The sequence below is a fragment of the Pseudomonas sp. GD03862 genome, from assembly GCF_029840855.1.
GTDB lineage: Bacteria > Pseudomonadota > Gammaproteobacteria > Pseudomonadales > Pseudomonadaceae > Aquipseudomonas > Aquipseudomonas alloputida.
The window spans coordinates 74,107-95,745 of the sequence record NZ_JAOCDI010000014.1 but is presented as its reverse complement, the minus strand read 5'-3'; the positions used below and the strand labels follow the sequence as shown (position 1 = coordinate 95,745).

19 protein-coding genes are annotated in these 21,639 nt (G+C 63.5%); 9 read left to right on the top strand and 10 right to left on the bottom strand.

Annotated features, from left to right (window positions below):
- Positions 1-53: 53 nt before the first annotated feature.
- The gene (locus N5D53_RS11935) at positions 54-1,028 is read right to left on the bottom strand and encodes a D-glycerate dehydrogenase (protein WP_190869990.1); all 975 of its coding nucleotides are present in this window, start codon (positions 1,026-1,028) and stop codon (positions 54-56) included.
- 175 nt (positions 1,029-1,203) lie between these two features.
- Entirely contained in the window at positions 1,204-2,151 is a 948-nt protein-coding gene (locus N5D53_RS11930; protein ID WP_003251712.1) for a LysR family transcriptional regulator, read from the bottom strand.
- Positions 2,152-2,343: 192 nt separating this feature from the next.
- On the opposite strand from N5D53_RS11930, the gene N5D53_RS11925 reads away from it, so the two are divergent.
- The 4 genes from N5D53_RS11925 to N5D53_RS11910 are packed head-to-tail and all read left to right on the top strand — an operon-like array spanning position 2,344 to position 7,108.
- A complete protein-coding gene (locus N5D53_RS11925) occupies positions 2,344-3,873 on the top strand; it encodes an efflux transporter outer membrane subunit (RefSeq protein WP_129932698.1) in 1,530 nt (509 codons plus the stop codon).
- A complete protein-coding gene (locus tag N5D53_RS11920) occupies positions 3,870-6,047 on the top strand; it encodes an FUSC family protein (protein ID WP_003251716.1) in 2,178 nt (725 codons plus the stop codon). Before N5D53_RS11925 ends, N5D53_RS11920 begins: the two co-directional genes overlap by 4 nt.
- On the top strand, positions 6,037-6,237 hold the full coding sequence (locus tag N5D53_RS11915) for a DUF1656 domain-containing protein (protein ID WP_003251718.1): 201 nt from the start codon (positions 6,037-6,039) through the stop codon (positions 6,235-6,237). The genes N5D53_RS11920 and N5D53_RS11915 overlap by 11 nt, the downstream gene beginning before the upstream one ends.
- A gap of 10 nt (positions 6,238-6,247) precedes the next feature.
- A complete protein-coding gene (locus N5D53_RS11910) occupies positions 6,248-7,108 on the top strand; it encodes an HlyD family secretion protein (protein ID WP_004575355.1) in 861 nt (286 codons plus the stop codon).
- 71 nt (positions 7,109-7,179) lie between these two features.
- Here the strand turns inward: N5D53_RS11910 and N5D53_RS11905 are convergent, their stop codons facing one another.
- Positions 7,180-7,632 carry a universal stress protein gene (locus N5D53_RS11905; RefSeq protein WP_190869991.1) on the bottom strand — a complete coding sequence of 151 codons (453 nt, stop codon included), beginning with the start codon at positions 7,630-7,632 and terminating at the stop codon, positions 7,180-7,182.
- 217 nt (positions 7,633-7,849) lie between these two features.
- Here N5D53_RS11905 and N5D53_RS11900 point away from each other — a divergent pair, with 217 nt between their 5' ends.
- From N5D53_RS11900 to N5D53_RS11885, 4 genes are all read left to right on the top strand, one after another.
- Complete coding sequence (locus N5D53_RS11900; RefSeq protein WP_003251728.1) at positions 7,850-8,755, top strand: LysR family transcriptional regulator; 906 nt, start codon at positions 7,850-7,852, stop codon at positions 8,753-8,755.
- Between the two features lie 136 nt (positions 8,756-8,891).
- Positions 8,892-10,433 carry an MFS transporter gene (locus N5D53_RS11895; protein WP_020192686.1) on the top strand — a complete coding sequence of 514 codons (1,542 nt, stop codon included), beginning with the start codon at positions 8,892-8,894 and terminating at the stop codon, positions 10,431-10,433.
- Between the two features lie 28 nt (positions 10,434-10,461).
- A complete protein-coding gene (locus N5D53_RS11890; protein ID WP_049587435.1) occupies positions 10,462-11,523 on the top strand; it encodes an HlyD family secretion protein in 1,062 nt (353 codons plus the stop codon).
- Positions 11,520-12,974, top strand: a complete 1,455-nt coding sequence (locus N5D53_RS11885; RefSeq protein WP_279840346.1) for an efflux transporter outer membrane subunit — start codon at positions 11,520-11,522, stop codon at positions 12,972-12,974. Before N5D53_RS11890 ends, N5D53_RS11885 begins: the two co-directional genes overlap by 4 nt.
- 529 nt (positions 12,975-13,503) lie before the next feature.
- On the opposite strand, the gene N5D53_RS11880 is transcribed toward N5D53_RS11885, so the two are convergent.
- Entirely contained in the window at positions 13,504-14,316 is an 813-nt protein-coding gene (locus N5D53_RS11880; RefSeq protein WP_020193631.1) for an SDR family oxidoreductase, read from the bottom strand.
- 123 nt (positions 14,317-14,439) lie between these two features.
- A complete protein-coding gene (locus N5D53_RS11875) occupies positions 14,440-14,904 on the bottom strand; it encodes a hypothetical protein (protein ID WP_014592314.1) in 465 nt (154 codons plus the stop codon).
- A 169-nt stretch (positions 14,905-15,073) separates the two neighbouring features.
- Here N5D53_RS11875 and N5D53_RS11870 point away from each other — a divergent pair, with 169 nt between their 5' ends.
- Complete coding sequence (locus N5D53_RS11870; protein ID WP_190869992.1) at positions 15,074-15,526, top strand: hypothetical protein; 453 nt, start codon at positions 15,074-15,076, stop codon at positions 15,524-15,526.
- 39 nt (positions 15,527-15,565) lie between these two features.
- On the opposite strand, the gene N5D53_RS11865 is transcribed toward N5D53_RS11870, so the two are convergent.
- The 5 genes from N5D53_RS11865 to N5D53_RS11845 all read right to left on the bottom strand — a co-directional run bounded on the left by N5D53_RS11865 (position 15,566) and on the right by N5D53_RS11845 (position 21,636).
- Entirely contained in the window at positions 15,566-17,020 is a 1,455-nt protein-coding gene (locus tag N5D53_RS11865) for a mannose-1-phosphate guanylyltransferase/mannose-6-phosphate isomerase (RefSeq protein ID WP_029615389.1), read from the bottom strand.
- A gap of 35 nt (positions 17,021-17,055) precedes the next feature.
- The gene (locus N5D53_RS11860) at positions 17,056-17,703 is read right to left on the bottom strand and encodes an alginate O-acetyltransferase AlgF (protein ID WP_104962537.1); all 648 of its coding nucleotides are present in this window, start codon (positions 17,701-17,703) and stop codon (positions 17,056-17,058) included.
- A gap of 20 nt (positions 17,704-17,723) precedes the next feature.
- A complete protein-coding gene (locus tag N5D53_RS11855) occupies positions 17,724-18,881 on the bottom strand; it encodes an alginate O-acetyltransferase (RefSeq protein ID WP_266023133.1) in 1,158 nt (385 codons plus the stop codon).
- Positions 18,882-18,892: 11 nt separating this feature from the next.
- Complete coding sequence (locus tag N5D53_RS11850) at positions 18,893-20,350, bottom strand: MBOAT family protein (RefSeq protein ID WP_010952409.1); 1,458 nt, start codon at positions 20,348-20,350, stop codon at positions 18,893-18,895.
- Positions 20,351-20,532: 182 nt separating this feature from the next.
- The gene (locus tag N5D53_RS11845) at positions 20,533-21,636 is read right to left on the bottom strand and encodes a mannuronate-specific alginate lyase (protein WP_279840341.1); all 1,104 of its coding nucleotides are present in this window, start codon (positions 21,634-21,636) and stop codon (positions 20,533-20,535) included.
- Between the last annotated feature and the right edge of the window lie 3 nt (positions 21,637-21,639).

Below are 21,639 nucleotides of genomic sequence, written 5' to 3'. Positions count from 1 at the left end.
ATCGTAGGAGCGGGTTTACCCGCGAAGAGGCCAGCACAGGCACTCCAAAACGGTCAGCCCTTCCACACCTGCGGGTTCACCAGGTCCCGCGGCCGCTCGCCCAGCAGCGCCGCACGCAGGTTGTCGATCGCCCGGTTGGCCATGGCCTCACGGGTCTCGGCAGTAGCCGAGCCAATGTGCGGCAAGGTCAGCGCATTGGGCAGCTTGAACAGCGGCGAGTCGCTCAGCGGTTCCTTCTCGTACACATCCAGGCCTGCGCCCCGAATGGTGCCCGCCTGCAGCGCCTCGATCAGCGCCGCCTCATCCACCACCGGCCCACGGGCAATGTTGATCAGGAACGCGCTCGGCTTCATCAGCTTCAGCTCGCGGCGGCTGATCAGTTTGCGGGTGGCATCGGACAACGGCACCACGATGACCACGAAGTCGGCTTCGGCCAGCAATTGATCCAGGCTGCGGAACTGCGCGCCCAGCTCCTGCTCCAGCGCGGTCTTGCGGCTGTTGCCGCTGTACAGGATCGGCATGTTGAAGCCGAAGCGGCCACGGCGTGCCACTGCTGCACCAATGTTGCCCATGCCGACGATGCCCAGGGTCTTGCCATGCACGTCGCTGCCGAAGTGGGCCGGGCCCACGGTGGCCTGCCAGTTGCCGGCCTTGGTCCAGGCATCCAGCTCGGCGGTGCGCCGGGCGCAGCCCATGATCAGCGAGAAGCCCAGGTCGGCGGTGCTTTCGGTCAGCACGTCGGGGGTGTTGGTCAGGGCGATGCCGCGCTCGTTGAAGTAGTCGAGGTCGTAGTTGTCATAGCCGACCGACACGCTGGACACCACCTCCAGCCTTGCCGCACCTTCAAGTTGCGCCCGGCCGAGCTTGCGACCAACGCCGATCAGGCCATGGGCTTCGGGCAGGGCTTCGTTGAACTGGGCGCTGATGTCGCCGAGCTTGGGGTTGGGCAGGATCACGTTGAAGTCTTGCTGCAGGCGTTCGGCCATGGCCGGGGTGATACGGCTGAAGGCCAGGACGGTCTTTTTCATCGGGCAACTTCTCTGCAAGGCGGGGTGGGGCTGTGCTGGTCCCTTCGCGGGCAAGCCCGCTCCTACGGGGGGGCGCGGTGCCTTGTAGGAGCGGGCTTGCCCGCGAAGGTGCCGGAACAGGCGAAATCAATGGTTAGCAACCTACCATTGTCCGCCCCCGCATTGCAGCAGCTTTTTAGTTGGCGATCAGCACCTGATGGGTTTTCAGGTCTGCCTCATGCGCGGCAAGAATCTCTGGCAGCGAGTTGCGCAGGTACTCGACCCAGGTCTTGATCTTGGCATCCAGATACTGCCGCGATGGATAGATGGCATACAGGTTCAGCTCCTGCAGGCGATATTCGGGCAGCACCCGTACCAGGCTACCGTCCCGCAGGCCCTCGATAGCCGAATAGATCGGCAGCACGCCTACGCCCATGCCACTGCGAATCGCAGTCTTCATGGCATCGGCGGTGTTCACCATGAACGGCGAACTGGTGATGTTGACCATCTCTTGGCCTTCCGGGCCATCGAACAGCCACTTCTCCAGCGGTATCACCGGGCTGACCATGCGCAGGCAGGCGTGCTTGAGCAGGTCGGCAGGCTTGTGCGCCACGCCATGCTGGGCGATGTAGGCGGGCGAGGCACAGACAATGCTGTAGGTGATGCCCAGGCGCTGCGAAACGAACCCCGAGTCGGGCAGTTCGGTGGCCAGCACGATGGAGACGTCATAACCCTCGTCGAGCAGGTCGGGCACGCGGTTGGCCATGGTCAAATCGAAGGTCACGTCCGGGTGCGTTTCGCGGTAGCGGGCGATGGCATCGACCACGAAGTGCTGGCCGACCCCGGTCATCGAATGCACCTTCAACTGCCCGGCCGGGCGCGCATGGGCGTCGCTGGCTTCGGCCTCGGCTTCTTCGACGTAGGTAAGAATCTGTTCGCAACGCATCAGGTAGCGCTTGCCGGCTTCGGTCAGCGCAATGCGGCGGGTGGTACGGTTGAGCAGCCTTGTTTGCAGATGGGCTTCCAGGTTGGAGACCGCCCGCGACACGTTCGCGGTGGTCGTATCCAGTTGCGCCGCAGCGGCAGTGAAGCTGCCGAGTTGGGCTACGCAACTGAAAGCACGCATGTTTTGCAGGGTGTCCATGGGTCACTCTCGAGGTAGAGGACAAAATTGTGTCACGAAGTAACTTGGAAAAGAGAAAAAGTTGCCTTCGACCAAAGGCGGATTATCGCTGTTTTGGTAACAAAGATTCGCAGGAATCTGTGCTTATCGCCAGTGCTGCCGCCCCCTAGAATTGCCCGGCCCCCTTCACCTCTTCCTCGGGAAATCGCAGCTGTGCCGCGTCGCATCATCAGAACGCTCAAGGCGTTCAGTGCCTGTGCCCTTGCCCTCACCTTGAGCGGCTGTATCGGAACCTGGGGCATTGCCCCGCAAAGCAAGACGCTGCAAGCCAATACCTTGACCACCGACGCGGCCATTCGCGAAGCCGCGACCGACGCTCACTGGCCCGACCAGCAGTGGTGGCACGCCTATGGCGACCCGCAGCTGGACCGCTGGATTGCCCTGGCCGTGGCCGGTAGCCCGAGCCTGGCCATGGCTGCGGCGCGGGTGCGCGAAGCCAAGGCCATGGCCGGTGTGGTCGAGTCGGCGGAAAAGCTCCAGGCCAACGGCCAGGCCACGCTCAAGCGCCACAACTGGCCGGAAGACCAGTTCTATGGCCCTGGCGCGCTGTCCGGTGCCAACACCTGGGACAACAACGCTGCCATCGGCTTCAGCTACGCCCTCGACTTGTGGGACCGTGAACGCAATGCCAGCGAGCAGGCCGTGGACCAGGCGCACATGAGCGTGGCCGAAGCCCGCCAGGCGCAGCTGGAACTGCAGAACAATGTGGTGCGTGCCTACATCCAGTTGAGCCTGCATTTTGCCCAGCGCGATATCGTCAAGGCCGAGCTGGAGCAGCAAGAACAGATCCTGGCTTTGGCCAAGCGCAGGCTGGATGCCGGCATCGGCACCCACTTCGAAGTCAGCCAGGCCGAAGCGCCGCTGCCGGAAACCCACCGCCAGCTCGACAGCCTGAACGAAGAGATTGCCCTGACCCGCAACCAGCTGGCGGCACTGGCAGGCAAGGGCCCGGGCGAAGGCGCCCAGTTGCAGCGCCCGACCCTGGCCCTGGCTGCACCGCTGAACCTGCCGTCGAACCTGCCGGCCGAATTGGTTGGTCAGCGCCCCGACGTAGTTGCCAGCCGCTGGCAGGTGGCCGCGCAGGCGCGGGGTATCGACGTCGCCCACGCCGGCTTCTTCCCCAACGTGGACCTGGTCGGCAGCCTGGGCTTCATGGCCACTGGCGGTGGCCCGCTGGAATTCCTGACCGGGCGCAAGTTCAACTACAACGTCGGCCCGGCCATCAGCCTGCCGATCTTCGACGGTGGCCGTTTGCGCTCGCAGCTGGGCGTGGCCTCCGCCGGCTATGACGTGGCCGTGGCGCGCTACAACCAGACTGTGGTCGGTGCGCTGAAAAACATCTCCGACCAGTTGATCCGCCGCGAGTCGATGAAAGAACAGTCGCACTTCGCCGCCGAATCGGTTGCTGCCGCGCAGAAAACCTACGACATCGCCATGGTCGCGTTCCAGCGCGGCCTTACCGACTACCTGAACGTACTCAACGCGCAGACCTTGCTGTTCCGCCAGCAGCAAGTGCAGCAGCAGGTGCAGGCCGCCCGCCTGATCGCCCATGCCGAGCTGGTCACCGCCCTGGGTGGTGGCCTGCGGGCCGGTCAGGATGCGCCGAAAGAGGAACGCCAGGCAGCACCGAAGACCCCGGCCACCCTGGCCATTTTCGACAAGAAGCCGGATAACGCCGAATGAGCACTTCCAGTTTGCCCGTGCGCTGGCTGCAAAGCCTGGAATGGCGCCGGGGCTTCTTTGCCTGGGCGCGCACCGACGGCGTGACCTGGGTGTACATCTTCAAGGTGCTGGCCGCTGCGTTCATCACCTTGTGGTTGGCCATGCGCCTGGAGCTGCCGCAACCGCGTACAGCGATGATCACTGTTTTCATCGTCATGCAGCCGCAAAGCGGGCATGTGTTCGCGAAAAGCTTCTATCGGGTGCTCGGCACCCTGGCCGGCTCGGCGATGATGGTGGCGCTGATTGCCATCTTTCCGCAGAACACCGAGCTGTTTCTGCCCAGCCTGGCCCTGTGGGTGGGCCTGTGCTCGGCCGGTGCCATGCGCTACCGCACCTTCCGCGCCTATGGTTTCGTGCTGGCCGGCTACACCGCAGCGATGATTGGCCTGCCGGTGCTGCAACACCCCGACCAGGCCTTCATGGCAGCGGTATGGCGGGCGCTGGAAATTGCCCTGGGGATTCTGGTGTCGACCTTCGTCAGTGCCGCGATCCTGCCGCAGTCGGCCAGTGCCGCAATGCGCAACGCCCTCTACCAGCGCTTTGGCGTGTTTGCCGGGGTGGTGGTGGAGGCCCTGCGTGGCGACAGTCAAAAGGACCGCTTCGAGAGCAGCAACGTGCGCTTCGTGGCAGAGGCCGTGGGCCTCGAGAGCCTGCGCAACGTCACCGCTTTTGAAGACCCGCACATGCGCCGTCGCAGTGGCCGGCTGGTGCGCATGAACAGCGAGTTCATGGCCATCACCACCCGCTTCAATGCCTTGCACCGCTTGCTGGAGCGCCTGCGTGCCCGTGGCCCGCTGCAGATCGTCAGTGCCATCGAACCGGGCCTGAACACCCTGGTGGAGTTGCTGCAGCCCTATGTGGGCCGGGCGTTGACTGACGCCGATGCGCTGCGCCTGACCCTGGAGCTGGCCGCCTACAAGGAAGGCCTGCAGGCCCAGGTGCGGGGGCTGCGGGCTGAGTACCTGGCAACGGACCCCAGCGAATCCGACCTGCTCGATTTCCATACCGCGTTCGAGCTGCTGTACCGCTTCGTCGACGAGATGTTGAGCTACGCCGAAACCCATGCCTCGCTGGCCGCGCACAAGCATGAGCGCGAGCAGTGGGACGAACCCTACGTGGCGCAGACCAGCTGGTTGGTATCGCTGGCGGCCGGTGTGCGCGCCTCGGCAGTGCTGTTGCTGCTGGGCAGTTACTGGCTGCTCAGCGATTGGCCCAGCGGCGCCATGATGACCCTGATCGCCACGGTCACCGTATGCCTTTCGGCAGCGTCACCCAACCCCAAGCGCATGTCGTTCCAGATGGCTTGCGGCACGGCCATCGGCGCTTTTGTCGGCTTCTTCGAAACCTTCTTCGTGTTCCCCTGGATCGACGGTTTCCCGCTGCTGTGCATGGTGCTGGCGCCTGTGTTCGTGCTGGGCGCGTTTCTTTCGTCGCGCCCTGCCTACGCCGGTTATGGCATCGGCCTGCTGGTGTTCTTCGCGATTGGTTCGGTGCCGAACAACCTCACCGTTTATGACCCGTACACCTTCATCAACGACTACATCGGCATGGTGATCGGCATGTTCGTCTGTGCCGCCGCCGGGGCGATCATCCTGCCGCCCAACAGCCGCTGGCTGTGGAGCCGCCTGGAGCAGGCGTTGCGCGAGCAGGTGCTGTTCGCCATCAGCGGCCGCCTGCGCGGTCTGGGCTCGGCCTTCGAAAGCCGCACCCGCGACCTGCTGCACCAGGCCTATGGCCTGGCGGCCGGCAAGCCGCAGGTGCAAAGCCAGCTGATGGGCTGGATGTTCACCGTGCTGGAGATCGGCCACGCCGTCATCGAGCTGCGCAAGGAGCAAGCCCGCGCCCCGGTGCACCCGGCCTATGCCGAGTCGCAGCCATGGCGCCAGGCAATCCGTGTCATGGGCCGTGCACTGACCCGGCTGTTCCTGCAGCCCAGCGCCAGCAACCACGAACGCGCACTGGTGGCGGTAGACCACGCCATCGCCCGCGTGCAGGCCACCGACGAGCCATTCGCCCGGCACTTCGACACCTCGGTGCTGCGCCGCGTGCAAAGCTACCTGCACTTCATCCGTACTTCCCTGCTGGACCCACAGTCGCCACTGGCACCGGCGAAAGGATTGCACCATGCCCCGTGAGATCGCCTTCCATGGCGTGTACATGCCCACCATGACCTTGATGTTCCTGTTTGCCCTGGGCCTGGCCTGGGGCCTGGACCGGTTCATTGCCAGCCATGATGGCTACCGCTTCTTCTGGCACCCGGCGCTGCTGCGCCTGAGCCTGTTCGTCTGCTTGTTCGGCGCCATGGCGCTGTCTGTCTACTGGTGAGAATCCTTCGATGAAAAAGTTCTTCAGCCTGATCGCCACCCTGCTGGTGCTGGTCGCTGCCGTGGCCATCGGTCGCCAGTTGTGGCTGCACTACATGACCACGCCATGGACCCGTGATGGCCGTGTGCGTGCCGACATCATCAACGTCGCTGCCGACGTGCCCGGCTACGTGGTGGATGTACCGGTCAAGGACAACCAGCGGGTGAAGAAGGGCGACCTGCTGATCCAGATCGACCCTGAGCACTACCAGTTGGCCGTCGACCAGGCCAAGGCGCTGGTCGCCTCGCGCAAGGCCACCTGGGAAATGCGCAAGGTCAATGCCAAGCGCCGTGCCGACATGGACAACCTGGTGATCTCCAAGGAAAACCGCGACGACGCCAGCAACATCGCCAATTCCGCCCAAGCCGATTATCAACAAGCCCTGGCCGAGTTGGCCGCAGCCGAGCTGAACCTCAAGCGTACGCATATCGTGGCGACGGTTGACGGCTATGTGACCAACCTGAATATCCACAAGGGCGACTATGCGCGTACCGGTGAAGCGGTGATGGCGGTGGTCGACGAGCACTCGTTCTGGGTTTATGGGTTCTTCGAGGAGACCAAGCTGCCGCATGTGAAGGTGGGTGACCAGGCCGAATTGCAGATGATGAGCGGCGAGCGCCTCAAGGGGCATGTGGAGAGCATCGCCCGCGGCATCTATGACCGCGACAACCCACAGAGCCGCGAGCTGATCGCCGACGTGAATCCGACCTTCAACTGGGTGCGGCTGGCACAGCGGGTGCCGGTGCGCATTCACATCGATGAAGTGCCGGAAGGGTTTTTGCTGGCGGCGGGGACGACCTGTACGGTGGTGGTGAAGCCGAGTTCGCCTTGAGAGGCAGGTCGCCAGACTGATCGAGCGCCGCTCGCGTGGTGCTCGATCTTACAGGCGGCACATCGCTCCAATCATGCACTCGCCGCCCCCACCAACACCGGCACTTCGACCCGATCAATCACCTTCGCGCTGATCGATGGGTCGAGCAACCGCCCCAGCCGCGACAGGTGGCGGTGGCCCATGATGATCAGTTCGCAGTTCAATTCCTGCGCCTTGGCCACAATCGCTTCAACCGGCAGCCCGGCCACCATGCAGCCCTGACTGGCGAAGCCGGCTTGCTGCAGTTCGCGCACGGCCTCGGCTACGGCGTGGTCGGCATGCTGCTGTTCCTCGCAGGCGGCGGGGTATTCTTCCAGTTCCTCGGCGGTGTAGGGCGCGGGTTGCTCGTGCACCGCGAAGGTGGAATCGATGGCCAGCAGCACGTGCAGTTCGTGCTCGCCCGGGCGGCAGTAGCGGCGGGCGAGGGCAAGCAGGGCGGCAGATGCGGGGGAGGCGTCGATGGCGATCAGGACGGGGCTGGGCATGCAGAATCCTTGATGTATTTGGGGGGCTGGGGCGGCCTCTTCGCGTAGACCAACGTAGGAGCGGGTTTACCCGCGAAAGGGCCAAACCTGCCATGCATCATTCTTGACCCAACCCTTCCCCTGAATAAATGGCCCACCACGCACAAGCGCATTGCGTCCGGTGCAATCCATCTACCTGATACCATCGCATTCCCTACAGCTGTAACGGAAAACGGCCATGCAACTTCCGGACATGAACCTGCTTGTCGCCCTCGATGCCTTGCTCGACGAGGGCAGCGTGGTTGGCGCGGCGCAACGCATGAACCTGAGCCCGGCAGCCATGAGCCGAACCCTGGGGCGTATCCGCGAAGCGCTGGGCGACCCGATCCTGGTGCGCGCCGGCCGTGGCCTGGTGCCGACGCCACGTGCGCTGGCCCTGCGCGAGCAGGTGCATGGCCTGGTGGAGCAGGCCGGGCAGGTATTTCGCAGTCGCGACGATGTCGACCTGGTGAACCTGGACCGTGCCTTCAACATCCGCACCAATGACTTGTTCATCGCCCTGTATGGCGCTCAGTTGTTGCGCATGATGCTGGCCCAGGCACCGCATACGGTGCTGCGTTTTGTGCCGGAGGGCAGCGGCGACGATGATGCGGTGCTGCGCAATGGGCAAATCGACCTGATCATCAGTTCAGCCATTGAACTGGGCCCCGAAATCAAGGTTCAGAGCCTGTTCAACACCTACTTCGTGGGCTTGGCGCGTGAAGGGCACCCGGTTTTCGATGACGAGATCACCCCTGAGCGCTTCGCCGCCTACCCGCACATCAGCGTGTCACGCCGTGGCCGTGCCAATGGGCCTATCGACGTGGCGCTGGCCAATTACAAGGTGGAGCGCCGGGTAGCGCTGATCACGACGAGTTTTCACTCCGCGATGTTTTCGCTGCCGGACTCGGACCTGATCTTGCCGATACCCGCCAATATCCTGAACAGTGTGAACCGGCTGAAACTGCCATTGCGGTCCTTCGAGATCCCCGTGCCACTGGAAAAGGTCAACGTCATGCAGGCATGGCACCCGCGGTTCGATAACGACCCGGCCCATCGCTGGCTGCGGCAGACGTTGAAGGCGTGCGGCAGGATGGACCCTTGAGGCGTGGGGCACGTGCGCATCCGCTGCCCGATTGCGTTTGACGCAATATAAAACTGCCAACAAGTCAGTTTTCGTAAGTATTCGACCTTTTTAGACTTGCTCCAGTCGCAAATTTTGTTGCCGGAGATGTCTGCCCATGAGTTCCCTGTCCGTCCCGTCTGCCGCCATGGCCGCCGCCCCTGCGCCGGCTGCGCCCGCGCAGGCTGCGTTCGGCCTGCAGGTAGTGGTCGGGTTGTTCGGTGTGTTGCTGGCTGTGCTGTGCGCCGGCCTCAACGAGTCGGTAACCAAGATTTCCCTGGCCGATATCCGCGGCGCCATGGGCATCGGTGCCGATGAAGGTGCCTGGTTGCTGGCGGTATACAGCGCCGCTTCGGTCTCGGCCATGGCCTTTGCGCCGTGGCTGGCCACGACCTTCTCGCTGCGCCGCTTCACCATGAGCGCGGTGGGTCTGTTCGCCGTGCTTGGCCTGCTGCAACCGTTCGCCCCCAACCTGCACAGCTTGATGTTGCTGCGCGTACTGCAGGGCTTTGCCGCTGGCGCCTTGCCGCCGATGCTGATGAGCGTGGCCCTGCGCTTTCTGCCGCCAGGTATCAAGGTCTATGGCTTGGCTTGCTACGCCCTGACCGCCACCTTTGGCCCCAACCTCGGCACGCCGCTGGCGGGGCTGTGGACCGAATACGTCGGTTGGCAATGGGCATTCTGGCAGATCATCCTGCCCTCGCTGCTGGCCATGGTCTGCGTAGGCTGGGGGCTGCCGCAGGACCCGCTGCGCCTGGAGCGTTTCAAACAGTTCGACTGGCGGGGCGTACTGCTGGGCCTGCCCGCCATCAGTTGCACTGTGCTGGGCCTGTCGCTGGGCGACCGCTGGGGTTGGTTCGACTCGCCGCTGATCTGCTGGCTGCTGGGCGGTGGCCTGCTGTTGCTGGTGTTGTTCATGTACAACGAGTGGTCCGAGCCGTTGCCGTTTTTCCAGTTGCGCTTGTTGCAGCGGCGCAACTTGAGTTTCGCCCTGGTGACCCTGGCCGGCGTGCTGGTCGTGCTTTCGGGTGTGGGCAGCATCCCCTCGGCCTACCTTGCGCAGATCCAGGGCTACCGCCCGGCGCAGACCAGCCCGTTGATGATGCTGGTGGCCATGCCGCAACTGATCGCCCTGCCGCTGACGGCGGCACTGTGCAACATCCGCGCAGTGGACTGCCGCTGGGTGCTGGGCATTGGCCTGGCGATGCTGGCGGTGTCCTGTGTTGGCAGCAGCCTGCTGACCAGCGAGTGGATCCGTGGCGACTTCTACCCGTTCTACCTGCTGCAGGTGTTCGGCCAGCCGATGGCAGTGCTGCCGCTGCTGATGCTGTCCACCAATGGCATGACCCCGCAGGAAGGCCCGTTCGCCTCCAGCTGGTTCAACACCGTCAAGGGCCTGGCCGCCGTCATCGCCGGTGGCCTGTTGGATGTTCTTGGCACCCTGCGCCGGCATTTCCATTCCAATCACCTGGTGGACAGCCTGGGCAACGCGCCGCTGGTTGACGGCAACGCCGCTGGCCTGGCCAAGCGCATTCACGACCAGGCGCAGGTATTGACCTCGGCTGACCTCTATCTGGTGCTGGCCTGTATCGCCGTGGCCCTGATCTGCCTGATTCCTTTCGTGCCTACTCGGGTCTATCCGCCGCGTGCGGTGGCTTGAACCCTGGATGATTTCGAGAACCATTGAAATGACCAACAACCGCAAAACCCTTTTCATCGGCTCGGTGCTGGCCGTGGCCGTCCTGGCCGGCATCGTCGGCCCCTGGATGTTTGGCAGCGATCACCGCCAGAGCACCAATGACGCCTATGTGACCGCCGACTACACCGTGGTCGCGCCCAAAGTCGCCGGTTTCATCAAGCAAGTGCTGGTGGAAGACAATCAGCAGGTCACAGCTGGCCAGTTGCTGGCGACCATCGACGCGCGTGACTACCAGGCCGCGCTGGATGCTGCGCAGGCGCAGTTACTGGTAGCCCAGGCACAAAGCGCCGATGCCCGCGCCACGCTTGAACGCCAGGACGCGCTGATTGCCCAGGCCGAAGCGGCAGTGAAGGCGGCCCAGGCTGAAGTGGCGTTCGCCGACCATGAAGTCAACCGCTACAGCCGCCTTGCCGAGCAGGGCGCGGGTACCGTGCAGAACGCCCAGCAGGCGCGCAGCGCTGTCGATCAAGCCCGTGCTCGCCTGGCCAACGCTCAAGCTGCGCGGGTCGCGGCGCGCAAGCAGGTGGACATCCTCACGGCTCAAGTGGCCAGCGCCGATGGCCAGCTCAAGCGTGCAGAAGCAGGCCTGGAAAAGGCCCAGCTCGATCTGTCCTACACCCGCATCACAGCGCCGGTGGACGGTATGGTCGGCGAACGCGCCCTGCGCGTGGGGGCCTACGTCAACCCGGGCGCTCGCCTGCTGTCGGTGGTGCCGTTGCAGCAGGCCTATGTGGTCGGCAACTTCCAGGAAACCCAGCTGACCCACGTACAGCCGGGCCAGCCGGTGCGCATCAGTGTCGACACCTTCTCCGGCGAAACCCTGCAAGGCCATGTGCAGAGCATTGCCCCGGCTACCGGCGTCACCTTCGCCGCAGTCAAGCCAGACAACGCCACCGGCAACTTCACCAAGGTGGTGCAGCGCATTCCGGTCAAGATCGTTCTCGATGATGGCCAGCCACTGCTCACCCGCCTGCGTGTGGGCATGTCGGTCGAAGCCACCATCGACACGCGTGGCGACAAGCTGGACGGCAAAGAGGTAAGCGCGCGATGAAACCGGGATTACGCTTGAGCCCTTTGCTGCTGGCTGTGCTGCTGACCGGTTGCACCCTGGGTCCGGATTTCCTGCGCCCAGATAGCCAGGCCCCGCAGCAGTGGGCGCCGCTGCAAGGCGAGGCAGCGGCCAGCCAGCCGCAGGCCGAACCGCTTGAGCTGCGCTGGTGGGAAACGTTCCACGATGCCCGCCTGAGCGCTTTGATCCAGCGCGTTGCCGAACGCAACCTCGACCTGCAGATGGCCAGCGCGCGGCTGCTGCAAAGCCGTGCCCTGCGCAGTACCTTGGCTGCTGACGAAGTACCGTCGGTGGACGTGAACGCCGGTTACAGCCGTGCTCGTAACAGCGCCGATGGTTTGAGCGATCCGTCCGGCAAGGCCGGGAAAGAAGCCTTCAACCTCTGGCAGGGCGACCTGGTTGCCGGTTGGGAACTGGACCTGTGGGGCCGTGTGCGGCGTCAGGTCGAGGCTGCCGATGCCACGGTCGAAGTGGCCGAGAATGACCGCCGCGGTGTGCTGTTGGCACTGCTTTCGGAAACCGCTGGCAACTACATACAGTTGTGTGCCGTGCAGCACACCCTCGATGTGACGCAGGATAACCTCAGGGTCGCCCGGCACAGCCTGAAGCTGTCCCAGGACCGCCAGGCCGAAGGTGTTGCCACGCGCCTGGATGTGGCTCAGGCCAGCGCCCAGGTCGCGTCTATCGAAGCGCGTCTGCCAAGCCTGGAAGCGCGGCGTGATGACCTGATCAATGCCCTTAGCCTGCTCGCTGCCGAGCCGCCGCGCAGCCTCCAGGCCGAATTGCTGCCAGGCGGCGAGCTGCCTGCGCCGCAGCAGAAGTTTGCCATCGGCTTGCCGTCCGAACTGGCCGAGCGCCGCCCGGACATCCGCCAGGCCGAGGCCCGCCTGCATGCCGCCACCGCCAGCATTGGCGTGGCCAAGGCGGATTTCTACCCGAGTATCCGCCTGTCGGGCAGTGTCGGCTTCCAGGCGATGCAGCTGTCGGATTTCGGTGGCTGGGATTCGCGCCGGTTTGCCTTCGGTCCACAGATGTCGCTGCCGATTTTCGAAGGTGGCCGGCTCAAGGGCACCCTGGAACTGCGCGAGGCGCAACAGCAGGAAGCCGCGCTGAACTATCGCAAGGTGGTGCTGGGGGCCTGGCATGAAATTGACGATGTGCTACGCCTGTACAACGCCAGTCAGTTGCGCCGTGATCACCTTGCCGAGGCCGTGCGGCAAAACCGTATCGCCCTGGAAACCGCCCAGCGCCAGTATGTGGAAGGGGCGGTGGACTTTCTCAATGTGCTGACGGTGCAAGGCGCGCTGCTGGCCAGCGAGGAGCAATGGATCGACAGCTCGGCCGCGGTGTCGCAGGCGCTGGTGGGGCTGTACAAGGCGCTGGGTGGAGGCTGGCAGGCGTTTGATGAGCCGCCGCCGAATGCTCACGGTTAGAGAGGACGCGCAGTATCTGGAGGGCGGGGTACTGCGGTCCATGGCATGATGCTTTACAGCCTGTACTGGCCTCTTCGCGGGTAAACCCGCTCCTACACGACGGCCTGTGTCCAACCACCGATGTGTGTCCACCACCAATCTGGTGTAGGAGCGGGTTTACCCGCGAATACGGTAGCGGCGGCAACGGTAAACGGCGGGTGAAAATTGGCCAGCAGGCCCGGCCCTTTAGCGGGTAAACGGCGGCCTGTGTCCAACCACCGATGTGTGTCCACCACCAAATCTGTGTAGGAGCGGGTTTACCCGCGAATACGGTAGCGGCGGCAACGGTAAACGGCGGGTGAAAATTGGCCAGCAGGCCCGGGCCTTTCGCGTGTAAACGGCGGCCTGTGTCCAACCACCGATGTGTGCCCCCCACCAATCTGTGTAGGAGCGGGTTTACCCGCGAATACGGTAGCGGCGGCAACAGTGAACGGTGGGTGAAAATTGGCCTACAGGCCCGGCCCTTTCGCGGGTACAGGCAGGCGATCACTCAGAGCGGGCGCAGCAGGCCAAAGCGCTTGCGCAGTGCCCAGTCCAGCAACCGCCGCGGCAGCAACCGTGCCATCAGCGGCAAGGCTGTACTGCCATTCCCCAAACGTACCACCGCGGGCACCGGCGACTTGCCGACGGCTGCCAGCACGCCTTGGGCAAATACCGCCGCCGACGTTGGCTTGTCCTGCGATGCCCGCGCCCGCGCCTGCACATGCTCACGCAAAGGCCACCACGCCGAGTCTGCCGCCAGCACCTGCTCGGCCTGGCGCTGGGCATTGCTGGCGAACTGCGAGGCGATTGCGCCCGGCTGTACTTCCATTACCCGCACACCGAACGGCGCCAGTTCCAGGCGCAAGGCATCGCTCAGGGCATGCACAGCCGCCTTCGAGGCGCAGTACGCGCCAGCGAATGGCGTGACCAGCACGCCCGATACACTGCCGATATTCACCACCAGGCCGCGTGAGCGGCGTAGCAGCGGGAACAGCGCCCGGGTAACGCCGACCACGGCGAAGACGTTGGTTTCGAATTGCTGGCGCAGGGCGTCGACGCCACCATCGAGCAGTGGGCCCATGGCGCCGTAGCCGGCGTTGTTGATCAGGATATCGAGGGTCTCAAGTTCCTCTGCCAGGCGGGCCAGCGCCTCGCCATCGTTTACATCCAGCTGCCGGGCCGTGTAGCCGGCGGCACTCAACTGCTCGACATCCTCAGGCTTGCGGGCGGTGGCCCAGACATGGTGGCCCGCATCGCGGAAGGCGTCGGCCAGGGCGCGGCCGATGCCGCTGGAACAACCGGTGATCAGGACGGTGGGCATGGTTGGGGCCTGTTGTCATGGAGGATTGGTTGTTGCCTGTGCCGGCCTCTTCGCGGGTAAACCCGCTCCTACACACCCTGCAGGAGCGGGACTACCCGCGAAGAGGCCGGCATAGGCAACACATCAATTGGCAAATGTACCTTGCAGGCGTTCTGCGCGGAATTCCAGGGTCTGCGGCCGATAGCCGGAACGCAGTGGCGGCAATGGCAGGCAGTCTTGCCACTCGGCCCCCGGCTGCAATTCACCTGGCCCGCGGTATCGCGGGGCGTTGTAGGTGTTCTCGGCCAGGTTCACGGTATCGCCCGGTGCGTACGCCGCCACGCGCCAGCGCAGTTCGGTCAGCGGCACGTCGTTGCCGTTCTTCATGCGTACCTGCAAGGCACGGTCGGCGGGACAGTGTTCGGGGGCGTAGGTCAGACGCAGGTCCAGGCGCGCCAGTCGACTGCTTTCCCGGCTGTCTTGCCAGACGACGAACAAGGCCACCAGGCCCAGGCCACACACAGCCGCCAGGGAGATGGGAAGAGCCTTGGCTGGGTAACGCAACAACAACACCAGCCAGGTGAGGATCAGCAGGGCACCGATCAGCATCGCGTTATCGCCTCATTCGCGCGCAGGGATGGCTACAGCCTACCTAAAACCCAGCAGTCAGGTAACCGGTGAGCAACCGTGCCAGAAGCCAGACCTGGCAATACTGCGAGTAGTGGAAAGCGTATATCCATTCTAGATTCCGCCATGCCTATTCAAAAGGAGCATGGCCATGAGTCACACAGCAATTGAGCGAGAGCTTGTGCAAGAAATGAAAAAAACACCTGCCAAGGGCAACGTTACGGCTCTCATCAGCCTTGCGGGTCAAAAGGAGGATTTCGTTTCCGAGGGCGTGGACTACGGGAACGCTGAAAAATCAGCGTGGTTGTACGCCTACAAGGGGCAGGCCGAAGATGCGGACGTCTACATTGACTTCGATCTGGAACTACAGGAGGGCGTGCGGGATGTCGTTATCGGGGGTGAGGCGAACCGGGCGCTTGTTCACAAGCGCGGCACAACCTATGGCGGCTATGCGAAATCCGGGCGTATCCGGAAACTCGAAATGACTGCCACGAGCATCAGGGCTGAGTCCTTCGAATTTGAAGGGGAGGATGATTTGCAGCGACCTTTCAAGGTGGTGGGTGGCCCATTCGACATCTACGTCATAGCCCCGAGCGGTGAATGAGCAGGCTCGCCCCTGGTCAGCCCAGGGGCGAGTCAGCATTTACTGTGCGATGGTCTTCACCGAAACGCCGCGCTCCATGGGGGTGGACGTGCGCCCATACACATCCTCGAAGCGCTCGATGTCATCCTCGCCCAGGTAGCTGCCGGACTGCACCTCGATGATCTCCAGCGGGATCTTGCCCGGGTTGCGCAAACGGTGCACCGAAGCGATGGGGATGTAGGTCGACTGGTTTTCGGTCAGCAGGAACACGTTTTCGTCGCAGGTCACCTCGGCGGTACCGGATACCACGATCCAGTGCTCGGCGCGGTGATGGTGCATCTGCAGCGACAGGCTGGCGCCCGGCTTGACGGTGATGTGCTTGACCTGGAAGCGGCCGCCCATGTCCACCGAGTCGTACGAGCCCCACGGGCGATACACTTCCAGGTGGTTCTGGGTTTCCGTGCGGCCCTGTTCGTCGAGGGTCTTGACCATCTGCTTGACGCCCTGGACCTTGTCCTTGTGGGCAATCATCATGGCATCTTTGGTCTCGACCACCACGATGTTCTCCAGGCCGATCACCGACACCAGTTTGCCGTTGCCGTGGATCATGCAGTTGCGGCTGTCTTGAACCACCACGTCGCCCTTGGTGACGTTGCCGTTGTCGTCTTTCTCGTGCACTTCCCACAGCGACGACCAGCAGCCTACATCGCTCCAGCCGGCCGACATCGGCACCACGCAGGCACGCTGGGTTTTCTCCATCACCGCATAGTCAATGGAGTTGTCCGGGCAGCAGGCGAAGGTGGCTTCGTCGATGCTCAGTACATCGCCGTCTTCCTGGCTGCGCTCCAGGGCCAGTACGCAGGTATCGTAGATGTCGCCGTCGTGCTTTTTCAGCTCTTCGAGGAAGCGGCTGGCGCGGAACAGGAACATACCGCTGTTCCAGAAGTAACCACCGGCCTGGACGAACTCGGCGGCGCGTTTTTCGTCGGGCTTCTCGACGAACTGCGCAACCCGCGCCACGCCTTCGGGCAGCAGCGCGTCCTGGCTGGAGCGGATGTAGCCATAGCCGGTTTCCGGCTTGGTCGCCGGCACGCCGAACAGCACCATCTCGCCACGCTCGGCGGCCACGGTGGCCAAGGCCAGGGCACGTTGCAGGGCTTTCTGGTCATCGATCACATGATCGGCAGGCAGCACCAGCATCAGCTCGTCGCGGCCTTCGTTGACCAGCTTCATGGCAGCCATGGCCACGGCCGGCGCGGTGTTGCGGCCGAACGGTTCCATGAGGATGCCCTGGGTTTCCAGCTTCAGTGCGGCCAGTTGTTCCTGGACGATGAACTTGTGGTCCTTGTTACAGACCACGATCGGGGTGTCCATGCCCTCGAATACCAGGCGCTCGATGGTTTGCTGGAACAGCGTGTGTTCACCGGTCAGGGCCAGGAACTGTTTGGGGAACTGCTTGCGCGACAGAGGCCACAGACGGGAACCGCTACCACCAGAAAGAATTACCGGGATCATCATGTTTCTCCAATAGTCGTTGAGAGGCAGGGGAATCAGTTGCCAGCCACGGGGCGAGTTACCCACACCGGCGACAAGGCGTTGCCGGAACCCGTTACGTACAGCACTGCGGCTTCGCCGCGCTCCAGGGCGACGGGTTTCACGTCACCCACTTTCTTGTCTCCTTGGTACAGCGCCAGGTTGACCTTGACCGGGTTGATTTCGCGTTCGCCACGGCCGTTGGCGGCCACCGGCTTGACCACTTCGGTCTTGCCGTCGGCGGTTTTCAGTGTCAGTTGCTGGTCGCTCAGGTTCTGCACGCGCACCAGGGCTTTCTGCTTGTTCTTGAACGGTGGTTCTTCGATCAGTTTCGGGGTGCCGCTGTTGCTGTTGACCAGGGTGTAGTACTTGTCCGAGGCCAGCTTGACCGGCACGCTCTTGCCACCGACCTGGGCGGTGTAGTCGCCGCCTGGCAGGAAACTGAAGTCGCTGCTGGCCTGTGCGCCAACCTGTTTGATCTGGGTGTTGCCGACCGACGCGGCGGCGGGTGCGCTGGTCGCGTTGTACAGGCGTACGAAGGTCGAGCCTTTCGGCGCGCTTGGGCCATACAGTGCGGCGTCGGCACCAGCGAAGGCCTGCATCGAAGCAAGGGAAAGGCCGGCCGCGAGGGTGAGGGCTTTGGCAATGGAAGTCTTGGTAGTCATGTGCGTTTCCTCTCTATCAGTCAGTGGTCTGTCCGGGTGGACGACAAGGCCAGGTTTTCTTCGGATTTACGGGAGTTTTTCAGCTGCGCGATCCACTGCGGATCGAAGCTGCTGAGGTCGTTTTTCATTGGCAGATAACGTTCGGGGAATTCCCACACCACCACTTGTGGGGCGGCGTTTTTAAAGGCATCGCTTTGCAGGTACTTGAGCATCGGCAGCAGCGGGCCATGGCCGTCCTCGGCGTAGTTGGCGACGTCACTGCGCAGGGCCTGCTGCAGCGCGCCGAGGAAGTTCCAGTGCGGGTTGGCGCTGTAGCTGGTGCCTACCAGTGCAACCGGGATCTGCTTGTCGGCGAACAACGCGTCGCCGGCGTCACCCTCGGTATCGACCGGCCGGGTGGTGCGTTTCTGCAGGTTGTCCGGGGCTGGCAGCAGGTTGCTGAACAAGGGGTCCAGTGGCAGGAAGTTGGTCAGGTCGCCCTTGTAGGGGGCGGTGTTGCCGGCTTCGGTGATGAAGGATTGTGGGTCGCCGTTGAGCAGGCTCTGGCGGCTGACCGCTTCGGCCAGCGCCTGCGCCGCCACTTCGGCACCCATAGGCGTCCAGTGGGTATCGGTACGCAGGAATACCTGGCCGCGGGCCTTGGCCTGCTCCATCGGTGCCATCAGGTCCGGTGCGAACACGTTTGCCTGGCGTGCCTGGGCATGGAACTGGTTGTACAGGTCGTCATGCAGGCTGGCAGGCCGCTCTTTGCCCAGGTACTCGGCGTAGACCCGCGCCTTGGCCGGCACGATCGCCAGCACCAGCTGGCTACCGTGTTGCTGCAGGGTGTCGCGTACGCCACGGATCAGTGCCAGGTTTTCCTGCATCAATTGCTCGGCACCGGCGGTGGGCTTGAACTCTTCGTCGCTGAACAACCACTGGTCGCGGCCCAGTACCACACCCGGGCGGCCTTCGTTGAACAGTTTGAAGTCCATTGCCGCCCACAGGTTGGTGCCCAGGCGCTTGATCGGGAACTCGGCGTCGTAGTGGGTCTCGGCGGCCTTGGCCAGCTTGCCGTTGAGCAGGGTCATCTGCTCGGTGCGCTGGAAACTCTGCAGGCCACCGGTGGACCAGGCGCCCATGCCGACCAGCAGGCCGAGGAACGACAGGGAGTAGGTGATGCGTAATGTCCGGGTCATGGTCATCAACCTCAGAACTGGAAGTAAAGGAACGGCGAGTAGCTTTGCGCCGAAAGCTTGAGGATCGAGGCGACGAACAGCAGCAGGATCAGTGCGCGGGTCATCACCCGGGTCCAGTCCAGGCCGATCGAGCCGTCAGCGTTGACCTGCACCGGGGTCGCCTTGGGCGTCGGCCTGGCATTGCGGTAGAAGTCGCGCAGGCCGAAGAACGCCAGGGTGAGGTAGGCGATGACCAGGGTGGCCACCTGCAGACCGGTGAGCTGGGCACGGTTGAGCTCCGACAGCTGCCAGTCACCGAAGCTGAACATGGCGCCGTACATGCGGGCGGCCACATGCAGGTTTTCGGCGCGGAAGATCACCCAGCCGACCACCACCAGCAGGAAGGTGAAGGCCCACTTCACCGGGTTGAAGCGCTGCGGGTTGGTGTCGAGGCCCAGCGCGCGCTCGATGGCCAGCCACATGCCGTGCCAGGCGCCCCAGATGATGTAGGTGAAGTTTGCACCGTGCCACAGGCCGCCCAGCAGCATGGTCAGGAACAGGTTGCGGTAGGTATTGAAGGTGCCTTTGCGGTTACCGCCCAGGGTGATGTACAGATAGTCGCGCAGCCAGGTCGACAGGCTGATATGCCAGCGCCGCCAGAACTCGGTGATCGACTGGCTGATATAGGGCTGCTTGAAGTTTTCCATGAAGCGGAAGCCCATCATCAGGCCCAGGCCGATGGCCATGTCGCTGTAGCCGCTGAAGTCGAAGTACAGCTGTGCGGTGTAGGCCAGGGCGCCGAGCCAGGCATCGCCCGTGGTGGGGTTTTGCAGGGCGAAGCAGTGGTCGGCGACCACGGCCAGGGTGTCGGCGATGAACACCTTCTTGATGAAGCCCTGCATGAAGCGGGTGCAGCCTTCGGAGAACTTGTCCAGGGTGTGGGTGCGGTTGTTGAACTGGTCGACCAGGTCCTTGAAGCGCAGCACGGGGCCTGCGATCAGGTGCGGGAAAATCGCCACGAACGCTGCGAAGTCGATCAGGTTGCGGGTAGCCGGGGTGTCACCGCGGTATACGTCGATGATGTAGCTGATCGACTCGAAGATGTAGAACGAGATACCGATCGGCAGCAGCACGTGGGTCAGAATGAATGGCTCCAGGCCAAACGACGTCATGATCGCGTTCAGGCTGTCGACGCCGAAGTTGGCGTACTTGAAGTAGCCGAGGATCGCCAGGTCGACACCCACGCCGAGTAGCAGCCAGCGCTGCGCAGGCTTGGTGCGCACACCGGCGGCACCGACTTTCAGGCCGATCCAGTAGTTCCACAGGGTGACGCCGGCGAACAGTGCCAGGAAGTCCACCCGCCACCAGGCGTAGAAGATGTAGCTGGCGACCAGCAGCAGCAGGTTGCGATAACGTTGCCCGCTCAAGTAGTACAGGCCGAGGAAGATCGGCAAGAACAGGAACAGGAACACGTTGGACGAGAAGACCATCCCGGTTCTCCTAATTTGTTCACAGCATCCAGGGCAAAGCGCCCCCCAAACCCCCCACAAAAAGGTGGGAGATACCTAGTCCCCCGTAGGAGCGGGTTCACCCGCGAATGAGGCCGGCACAGGGCACCGCAGATGGCAGGCCCGGCCTCTTCGCGGGTAAACCCGCTCCTACAGGGATGGTGTTACTTTTTACGCTCTGCACTCGGGTCATAGACCCGGGTCACATCGCCGCCCAGCCGGAAGCTGTTGAACGGCTGCATGTCGTGCTTGCGCTCAAGCGTGTCGCCAACGCAGTGGTACAGCGCGCACCAGGGCTCGAGCCAGGAGTACTTGCTGTCGACCTTGAGGTCGGTCATGTCCTGTTTCTTGCCCGCCCGCGCCTTGAAGTGGCTGGGGTCGCGGGCGCCGGCCAGCACGCCTTCACCCAGGCGCTGCAAGGCGAAGTTGTTCTCGGCGCGCAGGTCGACGCCATTGGCCTGGGCGAAGCTGGCAATCATCGCCAGCGGCGGCAAGGCGTAGTTGTGATAGGCCAGCGCGCGCTGCTTGCGCTTGATTTCGTTGGGCAGGAAGCCCTGGTCATCCACCTGGTTGGCGCCCACCTTGTATTCCTTCACGGCCCAGTCGAACAGGTCGCGACGGTCGGTGGCGACGGCGGTAGCCATGACCGACCAGGCCGCCCAGTAGCTGTGGTTGTTGATCTTCTCCAGCGGCAGGTCGCTCCAGTCACGCACAGTCTGCTCGGCCAGGCGGGTGAGCCATTTTTCGATCAGGTCGGCCTCGGCCTGGTGTGCGGCCAGCGGCTGCGAGTTGGAGAATTTCAGCCGCAACCATGAACCGCTCATGCTGCCCAGCGCCCATTTGCGCATCGACTTGCCGGTATGGTTGTAGTCGGTGGACAGCAATGCACCGGCACGTGCCCAGGTGCCCAGCCACGTCAGGGTGCAGTCGAGTTGCGCCGGGCGGCCGTCGCGCATGTACTGGCCGACCATCTTGCTCACGCCTTTCTCCAGCGTGGTAATGTCTTCGGTCGACTTGCGGAAGGCTTTTTCCGAGGCAGCGTTGAGCGTTGCCCGTGCCTTGTCCGAGCCTTCGTACTTGCTGCGAAACTGCAGCGGGCCGGTGTATGGCTTGGGCGCCGCTTCGCAGCGGAAATTACCCTCACCGGTCTTGAGCTTTTCGATCCCCTGGTAGTAACCCTGCGGCGGTACCAGCGCGGCGTGCGCGGCACCACCAAACAAGGCCAACGCGAGCAGGGCGGGGCTGGAAATTCGTTTGAAAAGGGTCATGGG